The organism is Fictibacillus nanhaiensis, assembly GCF_049537595.1.
Lineage (GTDB): Bacteria > Bacillota > Bacilli > Bacillales > Fictibacillaceae > Fictibacillus > Fictibacillus nanhaiensis_F.
Genome location: NZ_JBMULM010000001.1, coordinates 1,672,782 through 1,691,835, shown reverse-complemented (window position 1 = coordinate 1,691,835; position 19,054 = coordinate 1,672,782). Strand labels below are relative to the sequence as shown.

Genomic DNA, 19,054 nt, shown 5'->3' with positions numbered 1-19,054 from the left:
TTTTATTGAACACTTGAAAATGTTCGCAGATCTTCAATGTCTGCCACCTTGAACCCATTTGCTTCGACTCGGTGAACGAGTTCATCGATTTCTTCACGCGATACACTCTCATTAAAAGTGATAACAACTCTGCGAAGAAATTGCTTACCCGCGTCTTGCGTGAAAACACCTTCAATATTGTATTCTTCATGGATTGCTGTAAATAGTTTTCTTAACGAACCTTTACCTTCAGTAGTAGAAACCGTTAGAGAGTATCCACCCTTCTTGATACCATAAGAATCTTCAAGAATATCCATCACTTTTGAGTGAGTAATGATTCCTAAGAAATTATGATCATCATCCACAACTGCCATAAACGGCAGGCGTCTTATCGTGAAAAGTACCTTGAAATAAGCAGTATTCTCATGAATAAATGCATCTTTCTCTTCTACAATTCTACTAACATGATCCTTAACTGAGCCGACATTATCGATAATATAATCAGATGTAGTCTCTTTAAAAAGAAGCCCTACAAATTTTTGTTCAGATTCATCCAAAACGGGTATGCAGCGATACCCTGATTGGATAATGGTATATCGAGCTTCGCTGATCGACATGTTCTCTGTTACATACGTTACTTTAGATTTAGTTAGATAGTTGGATTTTACTTTCATAGGACACACCCTTTTCAGAATAATATAAATATTTAAAACTATTTCGACAAAAAAAGCAAATACCCTTTCTTTTTACTCAACTTTATTCCTAATTGCATATTAAGCTATAATACCATATACTATTACTAGAATATTTTATAAATTCTTAAAAGGAGGTGTAAGGCATGCTTAAAGGTGTACAAATGTTTAACTGGTTGGTTGTTTTCCGTGCAATTACTTATGTATTTTCTAAAATTGGCGGAGTCTGTCCATTTTCAGTTAAAACTTTAAAGTACATCACAAAGTAACCTTACCCTATCCTTTTTAATTGTTATCAACCATGGGCAGGTATGTTGCTCATGGTTTTTTTGTATACAAAAAAGGACAGTGGCATTGGATTAAAAGGAGAAATTTAAAATGATAATATGCACTGTTCATCAAGTTAAAAAAATGTATGGCGGAAATGAGATTCTAAAAAATATTTCTTTTGAAATTCACGAACAAGATCGCATAGGTATAGTTGGACAGAATGGTTCAGGAAAAACGACATTGTTTAAGCTGTTAAGTGGTGTTGATCATCCGGATTCAGGTTCTATAGCCATCAGGAAGGATGCAGAGATCGGCTACTTGGAACAACTTCCTGAGCATACAGAGGATATGAACGTGTATGATGTGGTTTCTGCAGCATTTGGAGAAATCAATGAAATTGAACATAAAATTCAGCAGGTTAATGCATTGTTAAGTGATCCAGCTCAAACTCACCGATTAGACAAAAATCTGAATAAGCTCTATAGACTACAAGAAGAATTTGAAGAGCTCGGTGGTTATGCGATTGAGTCAAAGATAACTGGCGTTTTGGCTGGTTTAGGTCTAACTCAACTCTCTCACCATCTTTTTACGCAGCTAAGTGGAGGGGAACAAACGAAGGTCGGTCTAGCTTGTTTGCTTTTAAAAGAGCCAGAGCTTTTACTCTTAGACGAACCTACCAATCATCTCGACATCGAAACGATGAATTGGCTAGAAAACTATCTTCAAAAATATAAAGGTTCCGTTATTATTATCAGTCATGATCGCTATTTTTTAGATAAAGTTACGTCAAAGACGATTGATATAGAAGATGGTGAATGCACCTTATATCATCAAAGTTACTCAGGTTTTCTAAAAGAAAAAGAAAATAACCTTCTTTTAGAATTTGAGAAATATGAAGAACAGCAAAAGAAAGTTAAAAAGATTAAGGAGTCGATCAAACAACTTAGGGACTGGGGTAATCGTTCAGGAAATGGGAAATTTTTTAAAAGGGCTAGAAGCATGGAAAAGGCACTTCATCGAATACAGGTAATAAAACGGCCGAAACTGGAACGTAAAAAAGCTGCATTCGAATTTTCAGTAAACACGAGAAGTGGCCAAGATGTAGCAGTAATAAAAGGGCTTAGTAAATCAATTGATGGACGATCAATTTTAAGGGATCTTGAATTACAGATTCGATATGGTGAAAAAGTAGCCCTTGTCGGTAAAAACGGATCAGGAAAAACGACACTGCTTCAGACACTACAAACTCTGGACCACGACAGCGGTACGATAAACCTAGGACCTTCCGTTTCAATTGGTTATCTTTCTCAAAAGGGACTAACAGCTGAATCAACTCAAACTGTACTAGATATTTTCAAAGATAGAGTACCCATGGAAGAAGGGGAAGCTCGTCATCATCTAGCAAAGTTTTTGTTTTACGGAGCCTCTGTTTATAGGAAAGTAAATGAGTTAAGTGGTGGAGAACGCACCAGACTCAGGCTTGCACAGCTTGTTTATGAAGGATTCAACCTCTTAATCTTGGATGAACCAACAAACCATTTAGATATTGATTCACGTGAAGCATTGGAACAAGCACTAGAAGAGTTCAATGGAACGATCCTATCAGTCTCACATGATCGATACTTTATGAACAAACTCTTTGAACGTACCATCTGGTTAGAAGGTGGATGTCTAGAAAGTTATAATGGGAATTTTGATTATGCACTTGAAAAGCGGTCAAGCAAATAAATTCATCTATACTACTGATAAACAGGTTATTTTAAATAGCCTGTTTCTTTTTATTTATACCTTCTTGTTTTTTAAAGTGTTGGTTTTCATTTTTCAGACTGTCCTTTCGTCTCGAATGAGCGGCAACCTTACACTACGATCATTTTGCATAAAAGTAAAAAGAAACAAACATTAAACTCAATACTATTTTAGAAACGCTTTTTTTAAAAGATTGTTCTTTTAAATCCTTTTCTCCTTTGACCTCGAGGGGCTAGCCACTGCAACTGGCCAGGTGAGACACTTATACGTGAAACGTACGAATGTGGCTCACCGCCTGCCCCGTGGAAAGCGAACAGCCTGGAACGGAAATCAACTACTTCCAAAAACTTCAACCTTCAACCTATTCAAAAAACATTCCTTTAGAAAAGAGGCCTTTTTTTATTCTGTTTCTACTGATTGTTCTTTCGAGGCATGGGGAATAATGGTAAGAAAACGTGTCTAAACAGGAGGTATCTTATGAGTAACTATGAAAATAATATGCCGCAGTTTCCAGAACCTATTTGGAGGCAGCAATTAAAACTACCTACATATGCTGTATTGAATGAAGATCATGAAACAGAAGTTGTTGTTGTAGGAGCAGGGATAAGCGGGATAACAACAGCTTATCTTCTAGCAAAAGAAGGCAAAAAGGTTATATTGATCGAGGCAGGCAAAGTGATTAATGGAACAACTGGTCATACAACTGCTAAGATCACTTCTCAACATGATGTTATCTATGATCATCTTATTTCACATGTAGGATTAGAGCGAGCACGCCTTTATTATGAGTCAAACGAACAAGCTAAACAGTTTATTGAGAATCTTGTTAAACAAAACAATATCCATTGTAACTTAGAAAAACATGATGCCTATCTATACGCCAACACCGAGGAAGGAATCAAAAAACTTAACAAAGAAGCAGATGCTTATCAAGAGTTAGAGATCGATGGTGAACTGGTAGATAAACTTCCGTTTAACATACCGCATAAAAAAGCACTTGTGATGAGAAATCAAGCGCATTTTCATCCTGTAAAATATTTAGCGGCGTTATTACAAGAGATGGAGTCACTAGGTGTTAAGGTCTACGAAAACACGACAGCAACAGATATTATAGAAGAGAATGACAAAAAAGCTGTTGTACAAACAAGTAACGGACACAAAATTACCGCTAATTTTGTAGCTTGTTGCACCCATTTTCCATTCTTTGACGGACTAGGTTTCTATTTTACAAGGATGATGGCAGAGCGTTCGTATGTATTGGCCGTTAAAACACAGGACACATTTCCAAATGGAATGTATATGGGTGTTGATCAAACTTCTTTTTCTTATCGATCTATTTTACAGGACGGTGAAAAAATCGTACTACTTAGTGGAGAAAGTCATCAAACAGGACAGGGAATCCCTACGCATCAGCACTATGAAGTTTTGTTAAAAGAAGCAAAAAAATCATTAAAATTAGATAGGGTACTTTCTCGCTGGTCAGCTCAGGATTTAATCACACTCGATAAAATACCATTCATCGGCAAGCTTACGCATAAGCATGATCACATATTTGTGGCTACCGGTTATAAAAAATGGGGGATGACGACAGGTACACTAGCTGCATTAATCATAAGAGATTATATCATGGGTAGAGAGAATGAATATGCTGACCTATACAAACCACAGAGGTTTCAAGGTGACCCCTCTGATATTAAACAGTTTATAAAGGAAAACGCAGACGTTGCAAAGCATTTTGTTTCTGGGAAGTTAGACAAACCGTCTAAACATCCAAGAAGTTTAAATAAAGATGAAGGATGTGCCGTGACGGTCGACGGTGAAAGATGTGGAGCTTACCGAGATCATAGCGGAGAACTTCATATTGTAGATACGACTTGTACACATCTAGGTTGTGAAACAGAGTGGAACAGCGGTGACCGAACATGGGATTGTCCATGTCATGGTTCACGTTTTTCATACGATGGCTCAGTCGTTGAAGGACCAGCGAAAAAACCCCTCAAAAGAGTTGAACTACAATAAACGAACAAAAAGATGACTTATTAAAGTGCTTATTTGCTTTAATAAGTTATTTTTTTGTTTGAACATTAAATATAAATAGTAATCTTACATGTTTTATATAGTGTTAATAAAATATAAATGTATTTATTCTTATATTTTCAAAAAAATAACAAGTAAAAATAATGAAAATTTTATGAATTTAGTATAAAATAAAGTGCTTGAAAGCGAGAGGGGGAAATAAAATATGAAGCTTTTAAGAGAGACTTTAAAACACTTTAAGCCTTATTGGAGGGGGCTTCTTCTAGCTTTTATCTGTTCGTTGATCGGTGGCGCTTTTACCGTAATCCCACCCATTCTGGCAGGAAAGCTTGTTGATGAAATTCTGCCGAATGAGATGACGGATATGATCGGTTGGCTAGTAGCAGGAGTTCTTTTCTCATTTTTATTTAAGGTGGTATTTGAATCCTTACAAGAATTTATTCAAATTCAGATCGGTTTAGATGTTATCACAGATATGCAGATGCGTGCATTTGGACGATTGCATAAAACACCGATGTCCTTTTTTACGACTACACCTCGTGGTGATATGTTATATCGTCTCACTCACGACGTAGAAGCTGTACAGAACTTAAATAATACGGTCGTACCTCGATTCGTACAACAAGTAGTTAGTGCGGTCGCTGCTTTTATTGCAGTTTTTGCTCTTTACTGGCCAGTTGCGATCGTTATGTTCTGTGTATTCGCTATCTATCTGTACCCATCATTTAAACTTGGAACGACTATGAGAAAAATGAGTGCTGTTCAGAGAGATATGCGCGCAGATATTTATCACCACCTTCAAGAAAGTATCGAATCAACGAGACTAGTTCGTACGTTTCAAACGCAAGAAAGAGAAATACATACACAAGATACTAAGCTTACAGATTGGAAAAATTATTCTATACGTGCCGCTTTAATCGGAAAAGTAAACTGGCGTCTTGGTAATCTATTTAATATCGCTACACCAGGCGTAGTCATGCTTGTAGGAGGAATGGCAGTTTGGAATAATACGATTTCTGTCGGTACACTTGTTGCTTGTTTAGGGTTTATTCCTACGATGTTTTTTCCCATTCGTTCACTAGCTGAGAATGCATTGATCATACAACAGGCTATTCCTGCTCTTCAACGAATCTATGAATATTTTGACTTACCAAAAGAACATGAAGATGATCTGCCAAAGATGCAACCTGTTCGAGGGGATATTGATATTAAAAATCTTTGGTTTCGTTATCCGAGCAACGAAGAATATGTGTTAAAAGGTGTTTCATTGAATATGAAAGCTGGCCAACATATTGGCATTGTCGGTACTAGCGGCGGTGGTAAATCTACACTCATCCAATTGCTGCTCGGTCTTTATGAACCTGAGACAGGCTCTATTGAAATCGACCAACAAAACTTATTTGAGTATAATAGGAATTCTTTTCGTCAGCAGGTAGGAGTCGTTTCGCAGGAAACGTTTCTTTTAAACAATACACTGCGGATGAACTTATTATATGGAAGAAAAGATGCAACTCAAGTCGATTTGGATGCAGCATGTGACGCTTCAGGACTAACAGATTTTGTTGCTGCTTTGCCAGAAGGCTACGAAACAATCGTTGGTGAGCGGGGGCTTAAACTTTCTGGTGGACAAAGACAACGTGTCGCACTTGCAAGAGCTATTCTTCGGCACCCTGCGCTATTAATCTTTGATGAAGCAACTTCTTCACTAGATGGGGAAACTGAAGAACGCGTGCAATCCGCTCTTGAAGAGCTCATACCAGGCAGAACGACGATCACGATTGCTCACCGGCTGATCACGGTTAGGGATGCAGATCAAATCATACTTCTAGACAAGGGAGTTGTAGCAGAATCAGGTACGCACGAAGAACTTCTTGCAGAGCGTGGACAGTACTACGAACTTTATATGGCGCAGTACAGTGAATTAGAAAAGGAGAGAGCGATATGAGCCAGACAGCATTAAAACATAAAAATCGAGATGGCAGACGCGTTCTAGCCTTTTTAAAGCCACATAAAAAATGGTTACTCGCGGATGCGTTTGTTATCGCCGTATCTCAAGTGTTCTCTGCCCTTATACCAACTCTCGCACTAGGCTGGCTAGTCGATTCCATTTTACCTGGTGAGTCTAATCAACTTCTATGGGGGTTGATGTGGCTGTTAATCTTTGCCGCTGTTGCGGACTTGATTCTAATGGTTATAGATGAATATTTTTGTCACCAAGTCGCGAAGACCGTAACCAACTGGCAAAAGTTAAGATTGTTTAAACATCTGCAGAACCTGCCTTTTTCTTTTTATCAAAACAACCAATCTGGTGAAATGATGGCTCGTGTATCTGATGATCCAGATACACTGCATAACTTCCTTGCATGGGAAGGTTCGACTTTTATGGCATCCGTTCAAGGTGTTATTTTATACAGCATCGTCCTTCTTTGGATTCATCCTTACCTAATGATTACGAGCGTTGTGTTAGGTGTCATTTTTTATTTAACATCAAACGCTGTCGGTCAACGGACACGGCAATCTTCAGCGAATGCGAGAAAAGAAGCTTCTCGTTATCTAGAGAGGCTTCGTGAGTCAGTAACGGGCATCCATCTTTCAAGAGTATTAGGCGTTTCTGATGGTGAGGTATCAAGTGTAGCTGAGATTAGAAAATCGTTCATTAGAGAATCTCGACATGAATTAAAAGCTAGGATGCAATCGATTGTGGTTATCGGAAGCTACAACGGTCTTGCATTAGCTGTCGTGTATGGATTAAGCGCATATTTGATCTGGAACGATAAATTAACTGCAGGTCAGATGTTAACTGCAGCTGGGCTCGTGGCAATCGCCGCAAATGAGATGCAACGAATGTTAAGAAACTGGCTTTCCGTAAGAAGAACTGGTCCTGCGTTAGATCGATCTGAACTTTTACTCAGTCAACATGTATCGAGTGCTGAAACAGAAAAAGGATTTATACCGAAAGATGTTGAAGGAGAGATCGAATTTAGAGAAGTTGCATTCGGTTATCCTGAAAAAGAAGATAAAGTATTAAAAGGTTTATCATTTTCAGTAAAGCCTGGAGAAGCAGTAGCACTTGTAGGACCGAGTGGATCTGGAAAATCAACGGTTGTAGATTTATTATTGCGATTGTATGAGCCTGAGAGTGGAGCTATTTTTATCGATGGGGAAAAGCTATCAACGGTTGATGCAGGATGGCTTCGCTCACAAATTGCAATCGTTTCACAAGATGTCCAGCTTCGAAATGGTTCTTTAGCTGATAATTTACGAATCGCCAAACCTGAAGCAACAGATGATGAATTGATTTCTGCTCTTCAAGACAGCGGTCTTGGAGATTTCTTACTTACTCTTCCTGAAGGATTGAACACCCTTGTGGGTGAAAGAGGAAGTTTGTTATCAGGAGGACAGAAGCAAAGGTTGTCATTAGCACGAGCTCTAGTAAAAGATGCCGCCGTTCTCGTTCTTGATGAAGCAAGTTCTGCTTTAGATCCCATCACAGAAGTTCAAGTCAATGAAGCGATCAATAAAAGAAAATCGAAACAAACGCTCATTATTATTTCGCATAGACTTTCAACTGTCTTGGCTGCTAATCGAGTGATTGTCATCGAGAACGGAGTAATGATCGAAGACGGAGTTCACGAGGAGTTGCTGAAGTCTGATAATGGTGTATACAGCAGGTTGTTTAAACGAGAAGCGGATATTGGTACACAAGCATTTAGTAGTTAAGTTAGGTTAGGCAAATTAGTTTAAATTGCCTTTTCCTCATAATTCCACTCCGATTTGGGTATATATGAAACTATATATCCAAAGGAGGGAACCATTCATGTCAGCAACATTTAGAGCTATTTTGAACATTTTAGCACTTGCAGCAGTAATCTTTGTTAATTATCTTGCTAATGCACTACCGTTGAATGGAAAGACAACAGGAGAACTATCAGCAAAATACAATGTGTTGATCACGCCAGCAGGTTATGTATTTTCCATATGGGGACTCATATATCTATTGCTAACGATCTGGGTGATCATTCAAGTGCTCCCTAAGAACAGAAATGAACCCGTATATGAAAGTATCGGTCTGTGGTTTGTTTTAAATTGCATCTTAAATTGTACATGGATATTTGTGTGGCATCATGAACTTCTAGGTTTATCTTGGATTGTTATGATCGGCCTCTTATTATCACTCATTATGATCTATACGAAGATCCAAAATCAAGATAACAAGTCTTCGTTCGTTCGACTTCCGTTCTCGGTATATCTAGGCTGGATCAGTGTGGCGACGATCGTGAATACCGCGGTTGTTTTAAAATATAGCGGATGGAATGGTTTTGGACTCTCATCTGTCACTTGGACTGTGATCATGCTACTAGTAGGAACAGGATTAGCAATCTTTTTTACCCTTTTAAACAAGGATGTTATTTATCCACTCGTTTTTGTATGGGCGTATGTCGGAATAGGGGTTAGACATAAGGGAGAGATCGATGTTCTCACCTATACGAGTTTTGCGTTAGCGATTTTACTTTTGATATTCATTATTTGGAGACTTGTTACTAGAAGAAACGGAGAAGTAGCAATGAAATAGGATTTAGAGGAGAGTAAAGAATGGTTAAGTTATCGATGCCTGTCGGCTTATTGTTAGAATCTGCTATAGCAGGTGGTGTTTCTGATGACCGTTTGCTAGAAGTGATCAGGACAAGAAACTACGAAGAACTTCGGCATGTGGGTAAAGAAGAGTCAAGCTGGGCATACTTTTTCGATTTTGCAGAAAGGAACTGGGAAACGGTTGTTTCTGCGATTACAATGGGCTACACGTTTAAGTTTATTACGATCAGGGGATTGTTGAACTTAATACAGACCAAATATAAGCTAAAAGAAAACGAAGATTTTTTAATGAATGAATCTGGAATCGACATGAACCTCTCAGATGAGCAACTTGATTTTCTTCGTTCACGAATCCCTTCGCAATGGGTATTCAAAAAGCAAGAACATACAAAGTACGGCGTTCAGGCTTTCTTAACGCAAACAACTTCAACTAGCGTGTAGATAACAAAAAAGCGCTTGAGCGGGAAATACATCCTGCTTAAGCGCTTTTTTAATCTTGATAGTTATTTCTTGCACTCAACCATGTGTTGATACCGATCGCTTTACACACGGAGAAGTAATGAAGAAGCATTAAGAGCACGGAACCTGCGTTCATTCCAATGATGATGCCATGCATTCCTAATGAGGGTTGAGATCCTAACATGTACATAAGAACAAATGATAAAGTAGTTGACCAAACTGACTGAACAAATGCTGTAGTAATTAAACCCAAACCGATTAAATATGCTTGGAGAGGAATCAAGAAAAAAGTAAATAAAAAACTTGGCCACAAAAGTTCTAAATACGTGGCTGCAGATTGTGAATGGAAGAACATCAAGGTAAGTTTTTCTGAGAACATTAAGAAGATAGCGACGGCTGGAAACCCATATAATGCAGTTATACCCATTACACGAATTAGAAGGCTTTTTAATTTTTCAACGTCTTTTTTAGCAGTAGCTTCTGAGACTGTAGGAATCAAGACGACTAAAAGAGAGTGCGCAATAAATGCTGGGAAGAAACCGATAGATATTGCTACTCCTGCCAATAAACCAAACTCTTCCGTTGCTGCAACTCCTGAAAAGCCTGCAAGGGACAATGAATATTTGATTAGAAACGGCTGTATAGCATTTGTTACAGCATGAAACAGTCGTAAGCCTGTAGTCGGAATCGTTACGGCCATAAGACTTCTAGTAACTTCATTCGAAGAAAGATGTTCATTGTTATGAGATTGCATTCTTTTGTATTGAATCAAATAGGCTGTAAATAAATAGAGAAAAACGACAAGTTCGCTACCTACAAAAGTTGCTAAAGCTATAAGGATTGCCATTTGATTATCAAAAGAAAACAACTGATAGATACCTGTTAATAAGATGAGTTGTGCGAGTTTTCGAAATAAGTTTGAGAAAGCCAGCTTACCCATCTGGTGTTTGCCCATAAAATACCCTCGAGCTATTGATGTTAGGGAAATTAAAGGGATTAATAGTACCATTAGCCACCGTACTAAAGGATGATAACTATTGAAAACCGGTATGAAAGGCAAGATTACTAATGCAAGTACAATCATTGCTACAGTCAATAAAATAGTCATTTTTGTAGCATGCTTCAACATGCTATAGTGTTGCTTTTCTTCTTTTTCTGCAACGAACTTTGAGATGGAGATCGGCAATTCCAAACTCGCGATAATAATAATTAAGATGACTGTCGGAAAAATCGACATATAATGACCAAGTCCTAGTTCACCTAATTCTCTGGCTAACACCATGTTCACAATAAATTCTAAACTTTCGCCGACTAATGCAGCAGCAGCAAGCAGCAATACGCCTCTGAAAAATATATTCATACGATGAGTGCATCTCCTTGTACACGTTGTCCTTTTATTCATATGCGTAAAAAATGAAACAAGACCTCAGAGGACTTTAAACATTAAAAGAGAAAGATAAGCATATAGCAGAACAAGGAGAGATTATTGTGACATTACATACAGAACAAAATGCAATTCGAATTCTATCATTATCAGAACAAGAAAAGATTATGGATCAGTGGCTTTTTGAAAGGTTAGAGAATTTATTGCCTTTGTTAATGAAGAAGCATAATGTTGATATGTGGGTAACGATCGGCAAAGAATACAGGGAAGATCCACTAGGAAAGACTTTCTTTCCATCTCTGATCGATAGTTCAAGAAGACTAACCATTTTTGCATTTATTAAGGATATCCATTCTGACGACATTAAACGGTTTGTTATTTCTTCAAACAAAAACTTCGAACCTTTTTACTCATGTTTTCCGTTGAGAGATAGTGAAGATTCTTTTAAAGGTTTAAAACGGTTGGTTGATAATTACGACCCTGAATCAATAGCAGTTAATACATCATTCCATTATGCTTTTTGTGATGGATTAAGTCACTCAAATTATGGGGAACTAGTGAAAGTCTTAGGGAAGCGACATTCAGAAAAATTGATATCATCTGAATCCATTGCAATTGACTGGCTTCAAACAAGGACAGAGCCTGAACTTATTTGGTATAAAACATTAGAAGGCATAACAAAAGAAATTGTGAAACAAACCTTTACGAACGAACGAATCAAACCTCATGTAACCTCAACACAGGATATAGTTGGATGGATCAGACAACTTGTTAGAGACTTAGGGTTGAAAACGTCCTTCTATCCTACTGTAGATATTCAAAGAAAAGATGGTTCTTCAGACAGATTGGAAGATGTTATACTTCCAGGCGATATTCTGCATCTAGACTTTGGCATTGAATATCTAGGTCTTTGCACAGATACACAACAATTAGCTTATGTTCTTAGAGATAACGAAAAAGAACCTCCTGCAGGGCTAATAAACGCATTGAGTGAAGCAAACAAATTTGAAGATTTTTTCTTTGGAGAAAGTAAAGCAGGCATGACGGGTAATGAAGTTTTTTTAAGTGTATTAAAAAAAGCAAAACTAAATCATATCGACGCCATGCTTTATTCACATCCGATCGGCTATCATTGTCATGGAGCAGGACCGATTATCGGACTGTATGATAAACAAGAATATATTCCTGTTCGGGGAGACTTAAGGATGGAAAATAACACGTGCTATGCACTAGAATTTAACATTAGACATTTCATCCCTGAATGGAACAAAGCTGTTCCGATCTATCTAGAAGAGACGGTTTGTTTTAAAGAAGGTAAGATGCAATTTTTTACAGGCAGACAAACAGAATTTTATCTAATCGAGCCTAAGTGGTAATAAATTATATTTGAAATATCTATTCACCTCTAGTACAATGAGAAACTGTGTGTTTCAGCTTGTTGTAAGGGAGAGATTAGATTAAATGTTATTGCTTGGACAAGAGCAAGATAAAGAAACAAAACTTGATCGCAACGAACTCGAGTTTCAATTATTGCGTATGCAGAACGATATGAAGCAAATTGCTAAAAGTTATGATGTGATCGGTGTGGATCAAACAAAAGACGATAACCTTGTGATCGTATATAAATCTGAACAACTGGATCAATGTAAAATTATGATCAATGACTGTGAATCAAGGTATGATGGATGGGATTTTTCTATTGATGCAGTTTATGAAGATGAAAATACCCTTCATATTGGTGATATTAAAGGACCTGCTAATAAAGGGTACGGCTCAATATGTATGCATTATTTGAAAGAGACGGCATCAGATAAGAATATCCCAACGATCAAAGGCGATATTGCAAAAAGAGACTGGGGACATGTTGAGCGGCTTATCCATTTTTATGAGAAGCATAATTTTGCTATTGAACTTGATCCCGAAAATAAATGCGGAAAAATTGAATGGAACGATTTTTAAGAAAAAGACGTGTATCGTAGTGAACACACGTCTTTTTTTTGTGCTTCTTTATACGTAAACATGAAAAAATTAAGAACTCAAGCATTTAAGCCTTGACTTGTTTTGAAACCTGATTTACGATATAAATCGTAATAATTACGATTTAAAAAGGAGTTTTTAATACATGTTACATACATTGACAAAACGAGTTCCAGTAACTGTGTTGAGTGGATTTTTAGGTGCAGGTAAAACCACATTAATGAATCATGTCTTATCAAATCGAGATGGTTTAAAGGTTGCTGTAATCGTTAATGACATGAGTGAGATCAATATTGATGCTGCATTAATAAAAAATGAGACGCAGTTATCTAGAACAGAAGAAAAGCTCGTGGAAATGACAAATGGCTGTATTTGCTGCACCCTAAGAGAGGATCTATTGATAGAAGTAGAAAGAATCGTAAAAAACGGTGATATTGATTATATTCTTATAGAATCAACGGGCATAAGTGAGCCGATTCCAGTTGCACAAACGTTCACTTATCTAGATGAAGAATCAGGTGTTGATCTTGCTTCTTTATGCAAGTTGGATACGATGGTAACAGTAGTTGATGGAAATCGATTTTGGAACGATTTTGCATCTGGAGAAAGCTTATTAGACCGACAAGCTGCATTAGATGAGAACGATACGAGAGAAGTAGTCGATCTAATCATTGATCAGATAGAATTTTGTGATGTTTTAGTTTTAAATAAGTGTGATTTATTGGAGAAAGAGGACCGAGAAGAACTTAAAAGAGTATTGAAAAAATTACAACCACAAGCAAAACTGATTGAAACAGAATTCGGTAAAATAAACCCAAAGGATATTCTCTCAACAGGTCTTTTTGATTTTGAGAAGGCAAGTGAATCTGCGGGATGGATGAAAGAACTTGAAACAGAACATATTCCAGAAACAGATGAGTACGGAATCTCTTCTTTTGTATACCGAAAGAAAAGACCTTTTCACCCAGCAAGACTATTTACATTTTTAGAGAATTGGCCAGCAGAAATTGTTCGAGCAAAAGGATTTATTTGGGTAGCCTCTCGAAACGATTGGGCAATTTTGTTAAGTCAAGCAGGTACGAGTATTATCTTTCAGCCGGCAGGTCAATGGGTGGCAGCTCTTCCAAAAGAAGAACAAGAAGAAATGGTAGAAGAAGAAAGAAGTCATAATCCAAACTGGGATGAAGAATATGGTGATCGAATTACCGAACTAGTGTTCATAGGAATTGATTATAACAAAGAACAACTGTTAGAACAGTTAGATCATTGCTTATTAACTGACTCTGAAATGAATAACGAAGATTGGGGTAAGTTTAAAGACCCGTTACCTCGATTCCCTGAAAGTGAATAATTTTTACAAACGAATCCATTTTGGGTTCGTTTTTATTTTACTTAAAACTCTATAAGGGATTAACTAAGTGTTAGCAAGAACACTCTCCATAACTTTGCATATTGACTAGAAGTTTTAGTTTAAAGTTGTTAAAAAATTGGGTAGTAAAAGGGTAGTGGAAGAGAGAAGGAGAGATCGATGATGACCGTAACTCACATAAAATCTAATACAGAAAATAGCCTTTCTGAACGATTTGAAATTGCTTTTAATCAGATTCACAAATGCTTAATCGACAAAGTAAAAGATACAAAAGATGATCGGTTTAAAAACCTAGTGGAAACAGGAATGAAAAAGCATTCTCTAATCCGATCTTTTTATAATGAGCTCGGTCAGTTTGCGAAACTTAGAAATGCTATTGTACATGAAAAAGTTGATCATGATTTTTACATCGCTGAACCTCATCTAGAGATCGTGGAGAGAATAGAAAAAATTGCTGGTTATTTTATGAAACCTGAAACAGCGCTGAACATTGCAACAAAAAAGGTTCATCATTTTAAAGAAAGTGACCGGTTGGAAGATGTTTTAAGCTGTATTCGAAAAACATCGTATTCACGTTTTCCTATCTATAACGAAAAAGGAGAGTACCTATGGCTCTTAACGGCTACATACTTATTAAACTGGTTGACTGACCGGCTTGCTGATCAAGTGATCGATCTTAACAATGCAAGAATATCAGATATTGCAGACAATGAACAAAAACAACTGGTAGCATTTATTTCAAAAACTTCAAGTATTTTTAAAGCGGAGGAAATTTTCGAAAACATTCATAAAGAAGGTAAAAAGCTTGAGGCAATCATCATTACTTTAAATGGAAGTGAGAACGAAAAGCCATTAGGCATATTTACTTCCTATGATCTTATTGAGATAGATTTAGATGACTAATTTAGGAGGCACTCATCAAGAGTGTCTTTTTGTGTGTAAACAAATAAAAAAATCGCATTTGTTTAAGGAAATTACGATTAGGGAAACGGATGTTTGAGATGTCAGAATGTTTTGTATGTTAACTTTCAGGAAAGGGTGTAAATCATTTGAAAGAATCTAAGATAATAATAAACGGAACTGAAAGAAAAGCTGTTCAGGGAGAAACGGTATTAAATTTATTAGATGGTTCACCAGATCAAGTCCCGCATGTTTGTTACCATCCAAGCCTAGGGCCCATCGAAACATGTGATACGTGTATCGTTAAAGTGAATGGAGAATTTGTTAGAGCATGTTCGACGAAGGTTAATAACGGAGATAACATTGATACAAATTCTGATGAGGTAAGAGAAGCTCAAGTGATCGGAATGGATCGAATCCTTTTTAATCATGAGTTATATTGCACGGTTTGTGATTATAACAATGGCGGTTGTGAAGTACATAACACGGTAAAAGAAATGAAGATCAACCACCAAAGCATTCCTTTTGAACATAAGCTATATGAAGTTGATCAAACGAATCCCTTTTATAGATATGATCCTGATCAATGTATATTGTGTGGTCGATGTGTTGAAGCATGCCAAGATGTCCAAGTAACAGAGACGCTCACGATTGATTGGGAACGAGAAAGACCAAGAGTAATTTGGGACAAAGACGTTCCGATCAATGAATCATCTTGTGTTTCATGTGGTCACTGTTCTACTGTTTGTCCTTGTAACGCCATGATGGAAAAAGGGATGGAAGGTGAAACGGGTTATATGACGGGAATCAATCGCGAGACACTTCGTCCGATGATTGAGATCACAAAAAGTGTTGAGACAGGTTATGGGTCTATACTCGCTATTTCAGACATGGAAGCTGCGATGAGAGAACAAAGAATAAAGAAAACAAAAACCGTTTGCACTTACTGCGGCGTTGGATGCAGCTTTGATGTTTGGACAAAAGGCAGAGAAATCTTAAAAGTAGATCCGCAGATTGAAGCACCTGCAAACGGCATCTCGACATGTATTAAAGGTAAGTTTGGTTGGGATTTTGTTAACAGTGAAGAACGATTAACAAAACCTTTAATCCGTGAAGGTGATGCGTTTAGAGAAGCCTCTTGGGACGAAGCATACAACTTAATCGCTTCTAAATTCACAGAGATAAAAGATAAGGATGGTGCTCAAGCACTTACGTTCATCAGCTCATCTAAGTGTACGAATGAAGAATCCTATCTGATGCAAAAATTAGCACGTGGTGTTATCGGAACAAATAATATTGATAATTGTTCGCGTTATTGTCAGACTCCAGCTACTATGGGATTATTTCGAACCGTAGGACATGGTGGTGATTCAGGATCTATAAAAGATATTGAAAAATCAGAACTGGTTATCGTAATCGGCTCAAACACATCAGAATCTCATCCCGTCTTAGCAGCACGTGTTAAGCGGTCACATAAATTACACAACCAAAAACTAATTGTCGCTGATCTTAGAAAACATGAGATGGCTGAACGTGCCGATCTATTCATTCAGCCACGGGCAGGATCAGATCTCGTTTGGCTTTCTGCTGTAACGAAGTACATTTTAGATGAAGGATTAGCTGATTATGATTTCTTAAAAAAGCATGTGAACGGCTTAGATGTTTTTACAGAGAATCTTGAAACGTTCACTTTAGAGTATGCAGAAAAATCTACAGGACTCTCTCAAGATACACTTATCCATTTAGCAAAAACCATTTCACAATCCAAAAGTGTTTGTGTTCTCTGGGCAATGGGTGTTACACAGCATATGGGAGGAAGTGATACGAGCACGGCTATATCCAATCTCCTCTTAGTGACAGGAAATTATGGACGAGAAGAGGTAGGTTCTTACCCGTTACGCGGACATAACAATGTTCAAGGAGCTAGTGACTTTGGTAGTATGCCAGATCGCTTACCTTCGTATGAGAAAGTTGCCGATCGAACGGTTAGAGAGAAGTATGAAAAAGCGTGGGGTGTAAAAATTCCAGAAGAACCTGGTCTTAACAATCATGAAATGGTTCAAGGTATTCATGATGGTCATGTAAAAGCGATGTATTTAAAAGGCGAAGACATGGGAATCGTTGACTCAAACATAAACCATGTTCACGCAGCTTATGAGAAACTAGACTTTTTTGTTGTTCAAGATCTATTCCTTACACGAACGGCTCAGTTTGCTGACGTTGTCTTACCAGCAAGTCCAAGCCTCGAAAAAGAAGGTACTTTCACAAACACGGAGAGAAGAATCCAAAGATTGTATCAGGTGCTAGAGCCACTCGGAGATTCTAAACCAGATTGGGAGATAATTCGTGATATCGCAAATCGGCTTGGAGCTGGATGGAATTACAAACATCCGAGTGACATTATGGAAGAAGCTGCACAACTAGCGCCATTATTTGCCGGAGTATCCTATGAAAGATTAGAAGGATACAAAAGCCTGCAGTGGCCAGTGGCTGAAGACGGAACGGATACGCCCATACTTTTTAAAGAAGGATTTCCTTTTGAAGATAAGAAAGCGCGACTATTTCCAGTAAATTGGACAGAGCCTGTAGAGTTCGGAGAAGAATACGATATTCACGTTAACAACGGAAGACTTTTAGAACATTTTCATGAAGGGAACATGACGTATCAATCTGAGGGTATTACATCTAAGACGCCCAACACTTTTCTTGAAATCTCTCCTGAACTAGCAAAAGAACGAGGAATTAAAGATGGGACAAAAGTAAGGTTATCATCGCCTTATGGAAATGTTAAAGTTCATTGTTTAATAACGGATCGTGTAAAAGGCAAAGAAGTATATCTACCAATGAACGATAGCGGAGAAGCAGCTATCAATCTACTTACGAGCAGTTATTCAGATAAAGATACAGATACACCTGCCTACAAAGAGACAAGTGCTAAACTTGAGATCTTGATGGAAGAAGGTGTTAATCCGTTGCCTAAAACAAATTTCAGGTATGGAAATCCACAACCTCAAGTAGGAGTTAACGTAAAGAAGAAGTGGGAAAGAAAAGATTATATCTTTCCAGGCGATGCTGTGAAAAAGGAGCGAGATCAACATGGCTAAAGCGATTAAAAACGTTCAAAAACAAACGATAACAGCAGAAGAGCAACGTTCTAATGACCTCCGAGAAGTCGAGGATGCCCTTATTCAGAACAAGACTGCGATTCTACAAACACTTGAGATCATGAACCATATGCATGATAAAGGAATACTGCCACTATTAAATGGATTGTTCGGGCAAGGTGATAAAGTAATGGATATTGCAGTCAAAGCGATGGACAAACCTGAGAACACAAATACATTAAAAAATCTTCTATTACTCTTAGGTACACTAGGAATGATTAATGTAAAGCAACTTGAACCTTTTCTTTTAAAAATAGATTCAGGCATCGCACGAGTTGCTGAATACAAAGATACGGAAGAGAAAACGAGTTACTTTGATTTAGTTCGTTCACTAAAAGATCCTGAAATAAATAAAGCTGTGACCATACTCATGCAATTCCTTAAGGGAATGGGCCAAGAAACAGAACATATTGAAAAGACAACAGGGAACTCACCTCAAAAACGTGTAAATCAGAGTAAGGAAAAAACCTTAGAATAAAAGTGT

Annotated in this window: 15 protein-coding genes; 13 read left to right on the top strand and 2 right to left on the bottom strand. The window is 37.5% G+C overall.

Annotation, left to right across the window (positions count from 1 at the left end; genetic code table 11):
• Positions 1-2 precede the first annotated feature (2 nt).
• Complete coding sequence (gene cbpA, locus ACOZ9X_RS08505) at positions 3-653, bottom strand: cyclic di-AMP binding protein CbpA (protein WP_066394129.1); 651 nt, start codon at positions 651-653, stop codon at positions 3-5.
• Between the two features lie 164 nt (positions 654-817).
• On the opposite strand from cbpA, the gene ACOZ9X_RS08500 reads away from it, so the two are divergent.
• From ACOZ9X_RS08500 to ACOZ9X_RS08470, 7 genes are all read left to right on the top strand, one after another.
• Positions 818-940 carry a hypothetical protein gene (locus tag ACOZ9X_RS08500; RefSeq protein WP_255520073.1) on the top strand — a complete coding sequence of 41 codons (123 nt, stop codon included), beginning with the start codon at positions 818-820 and terminating at the stop codon, positions 938-940.
• Positions 941-1,049: 109 nt separating this feature from the next.
• Complete coding sequence (abc-f, locus tag ACOZ9X_RS08495; RefSeq protein WP_423417810.1) at positions 1,050-2,669, top strand: ribosomal protection-like ABC-F family protein; 1,620 nt, start codon at positions 1,050-1,052, stop codon at positions 2,667-2,669.
• Between the two features lie 495 nt (positions 2,670-3,164).
• Positions 3,165-4,706: an FAD-dependent oxidoreductase gene (locus tag ACOZ9X_RS08490; protein WP_423417809.1), complete on the top strand. Its 1,542-nt coding sequence runs from the start codon at positions 3,165-3,167 to the stop codon at positions 4,704-4,706.
• Between the two features lie 223 nt (positions 4,707-4,929).
• On the top strand, positions 4,930-6,669 hold the full coding sequence (locus ACOZ9X_RS08485) for an ABC transporter ATP-binding protein (protein WP_423417808.1): 1,740 nt from the start codon (positions 4,930-4,932) through the stop codon (positions 6,667-6,669).
• Positions 6,666-8,444 (top strand): ABC transporter ATP-binding protein, encoded by a 1,779-nt coding sequence (locus ACOZ9X_RS08480; protein ID WP_423417807.1) that lies wholly within the window; start codon positions 6,666-6,668, stop codon positions 8,442-8,444. Before ACOZ9X_RS08485 ends, ACOZ9X_RS08480 begins: the two co-directional genes overlap by 4 nt.
• 97 nt (positions 8,445-8,541) lie before the next feature.
• Positions 8,542-9,297 (top strand): TspO/MBR family protein, encoded by a 756-nt coding sequence (locus tag ACOZ9X_RS08475; RefSeq protein ID WP_423417806.1) that lies wholly within the window; start codon positions 8,542-8,544, stop codon positions 9,295-9,297.
• Positions 9,298-9,317: 20 nt separating this feature from the next.
• Entirely contained in the window at positions 9,318-9,758 is a 441-nt protein-coding gene (locus ACOZ9X_RS08470; RefSeq protein WP_423417805.1) for a hypothetical protein, read from the top strand.
• 49 nt (positions 9,759-9,807) lie between these two features.
• Here ACOZ9X_RS08470 and ACOZ9X_RS08465 read toward each other — a convergent pair whose 3' ends face one another.
• A complete protein-coding gene (locus tag ACOZ9X_RS08465; RefSeq protein WP_423417804.1) occupies positions 9,808-11,136 on the bottom strand; it encodes an oligosaccharide flippase family protein in 1,329 nt (442 codons plus the stop codon).
• A gap of 128 nt (positions 11,137-11,264) precedes the next feature.
• Here ACOZ9X_RS08465 and ACOZ9X_RS08460 point away from each other — a divergent pair, with 128 nt between their 5' ends.
• From ACOZ9X_RS08460 to ACOZ9X_RS08435, 6 genes are all read left to right on the top strand, one after another.
• On the top strand, positions 11,265-12,536 hold the full coding sequence (locus ACOZ9X_RS08460) for a M24 family metallopeptidase (RefSeq protein ID WP_423417803.1): 1,272 nt from the start codon (positions 11,265-11,267) through the stop codon (positions 12,534-12,536).
• 85 nt (positions 12,537-12,621) lie between these two features.
• Entirely contained in the window at positions 12,622-13,119 is a 498-nt protein-coding gene (locus tag ACOZ9X_RS08455) for a hypothetical protein (RefSeq protein WP_197127918.1), read from the top strand.
• 163 nt (positions 13,120-13,282) lie between these two features.
• Entirely contained in the window at positions 13,283-14,488 is a 1,206-nt protein-coding gene (locus ACOZ9X_RS08450) for a GTP-binding protein (protein WP_423417802.1), read from the top strand.
• Between the two features lie 177 nt (positions 14,489-14,665).
• Complete coding sequence (locus ACOZ9X_RS08445) at positions 14,666-15,409, top strand: CBS domain-containing protein (protein ID WP_423417801.1); 744 nt, start codon at positions 14,666-14,668, stop codon at positions 15,407-15,409.
• Positions 15,410-15,555: 146 nt separating this feature from the next.
• On the top strand, positions 15,556-18,510 hold the full coding sequence (gene fdhF, locus ACOZ9X_RS08440; RefSeq protein WP_423417800.1) for a formate dehydrogenase subunit alpha: 2,955 nt from the start codon (positions 15,556-15,558) through the stop codon (positions 18,508-18,510).
• Positions 18,503-19,048 (top strand): DUF1641 domain-containing protein, encoded by a 546-nt coding sequence (locus tag ACOZ9X_RS08435; RefSeq protein WP_423417799.1) that lies wholly within the window; start codon positions 18,503-18,505, stop codon positions 19,046-19,048. The genes fdhF and ACOZ9X_RS08435 overlap by 8 nt, the downstream gene beginning before the upstream one ends.
• The last annotated feature ends 6 nt before the right edge of the window (positions 19,049-19,054 follow it).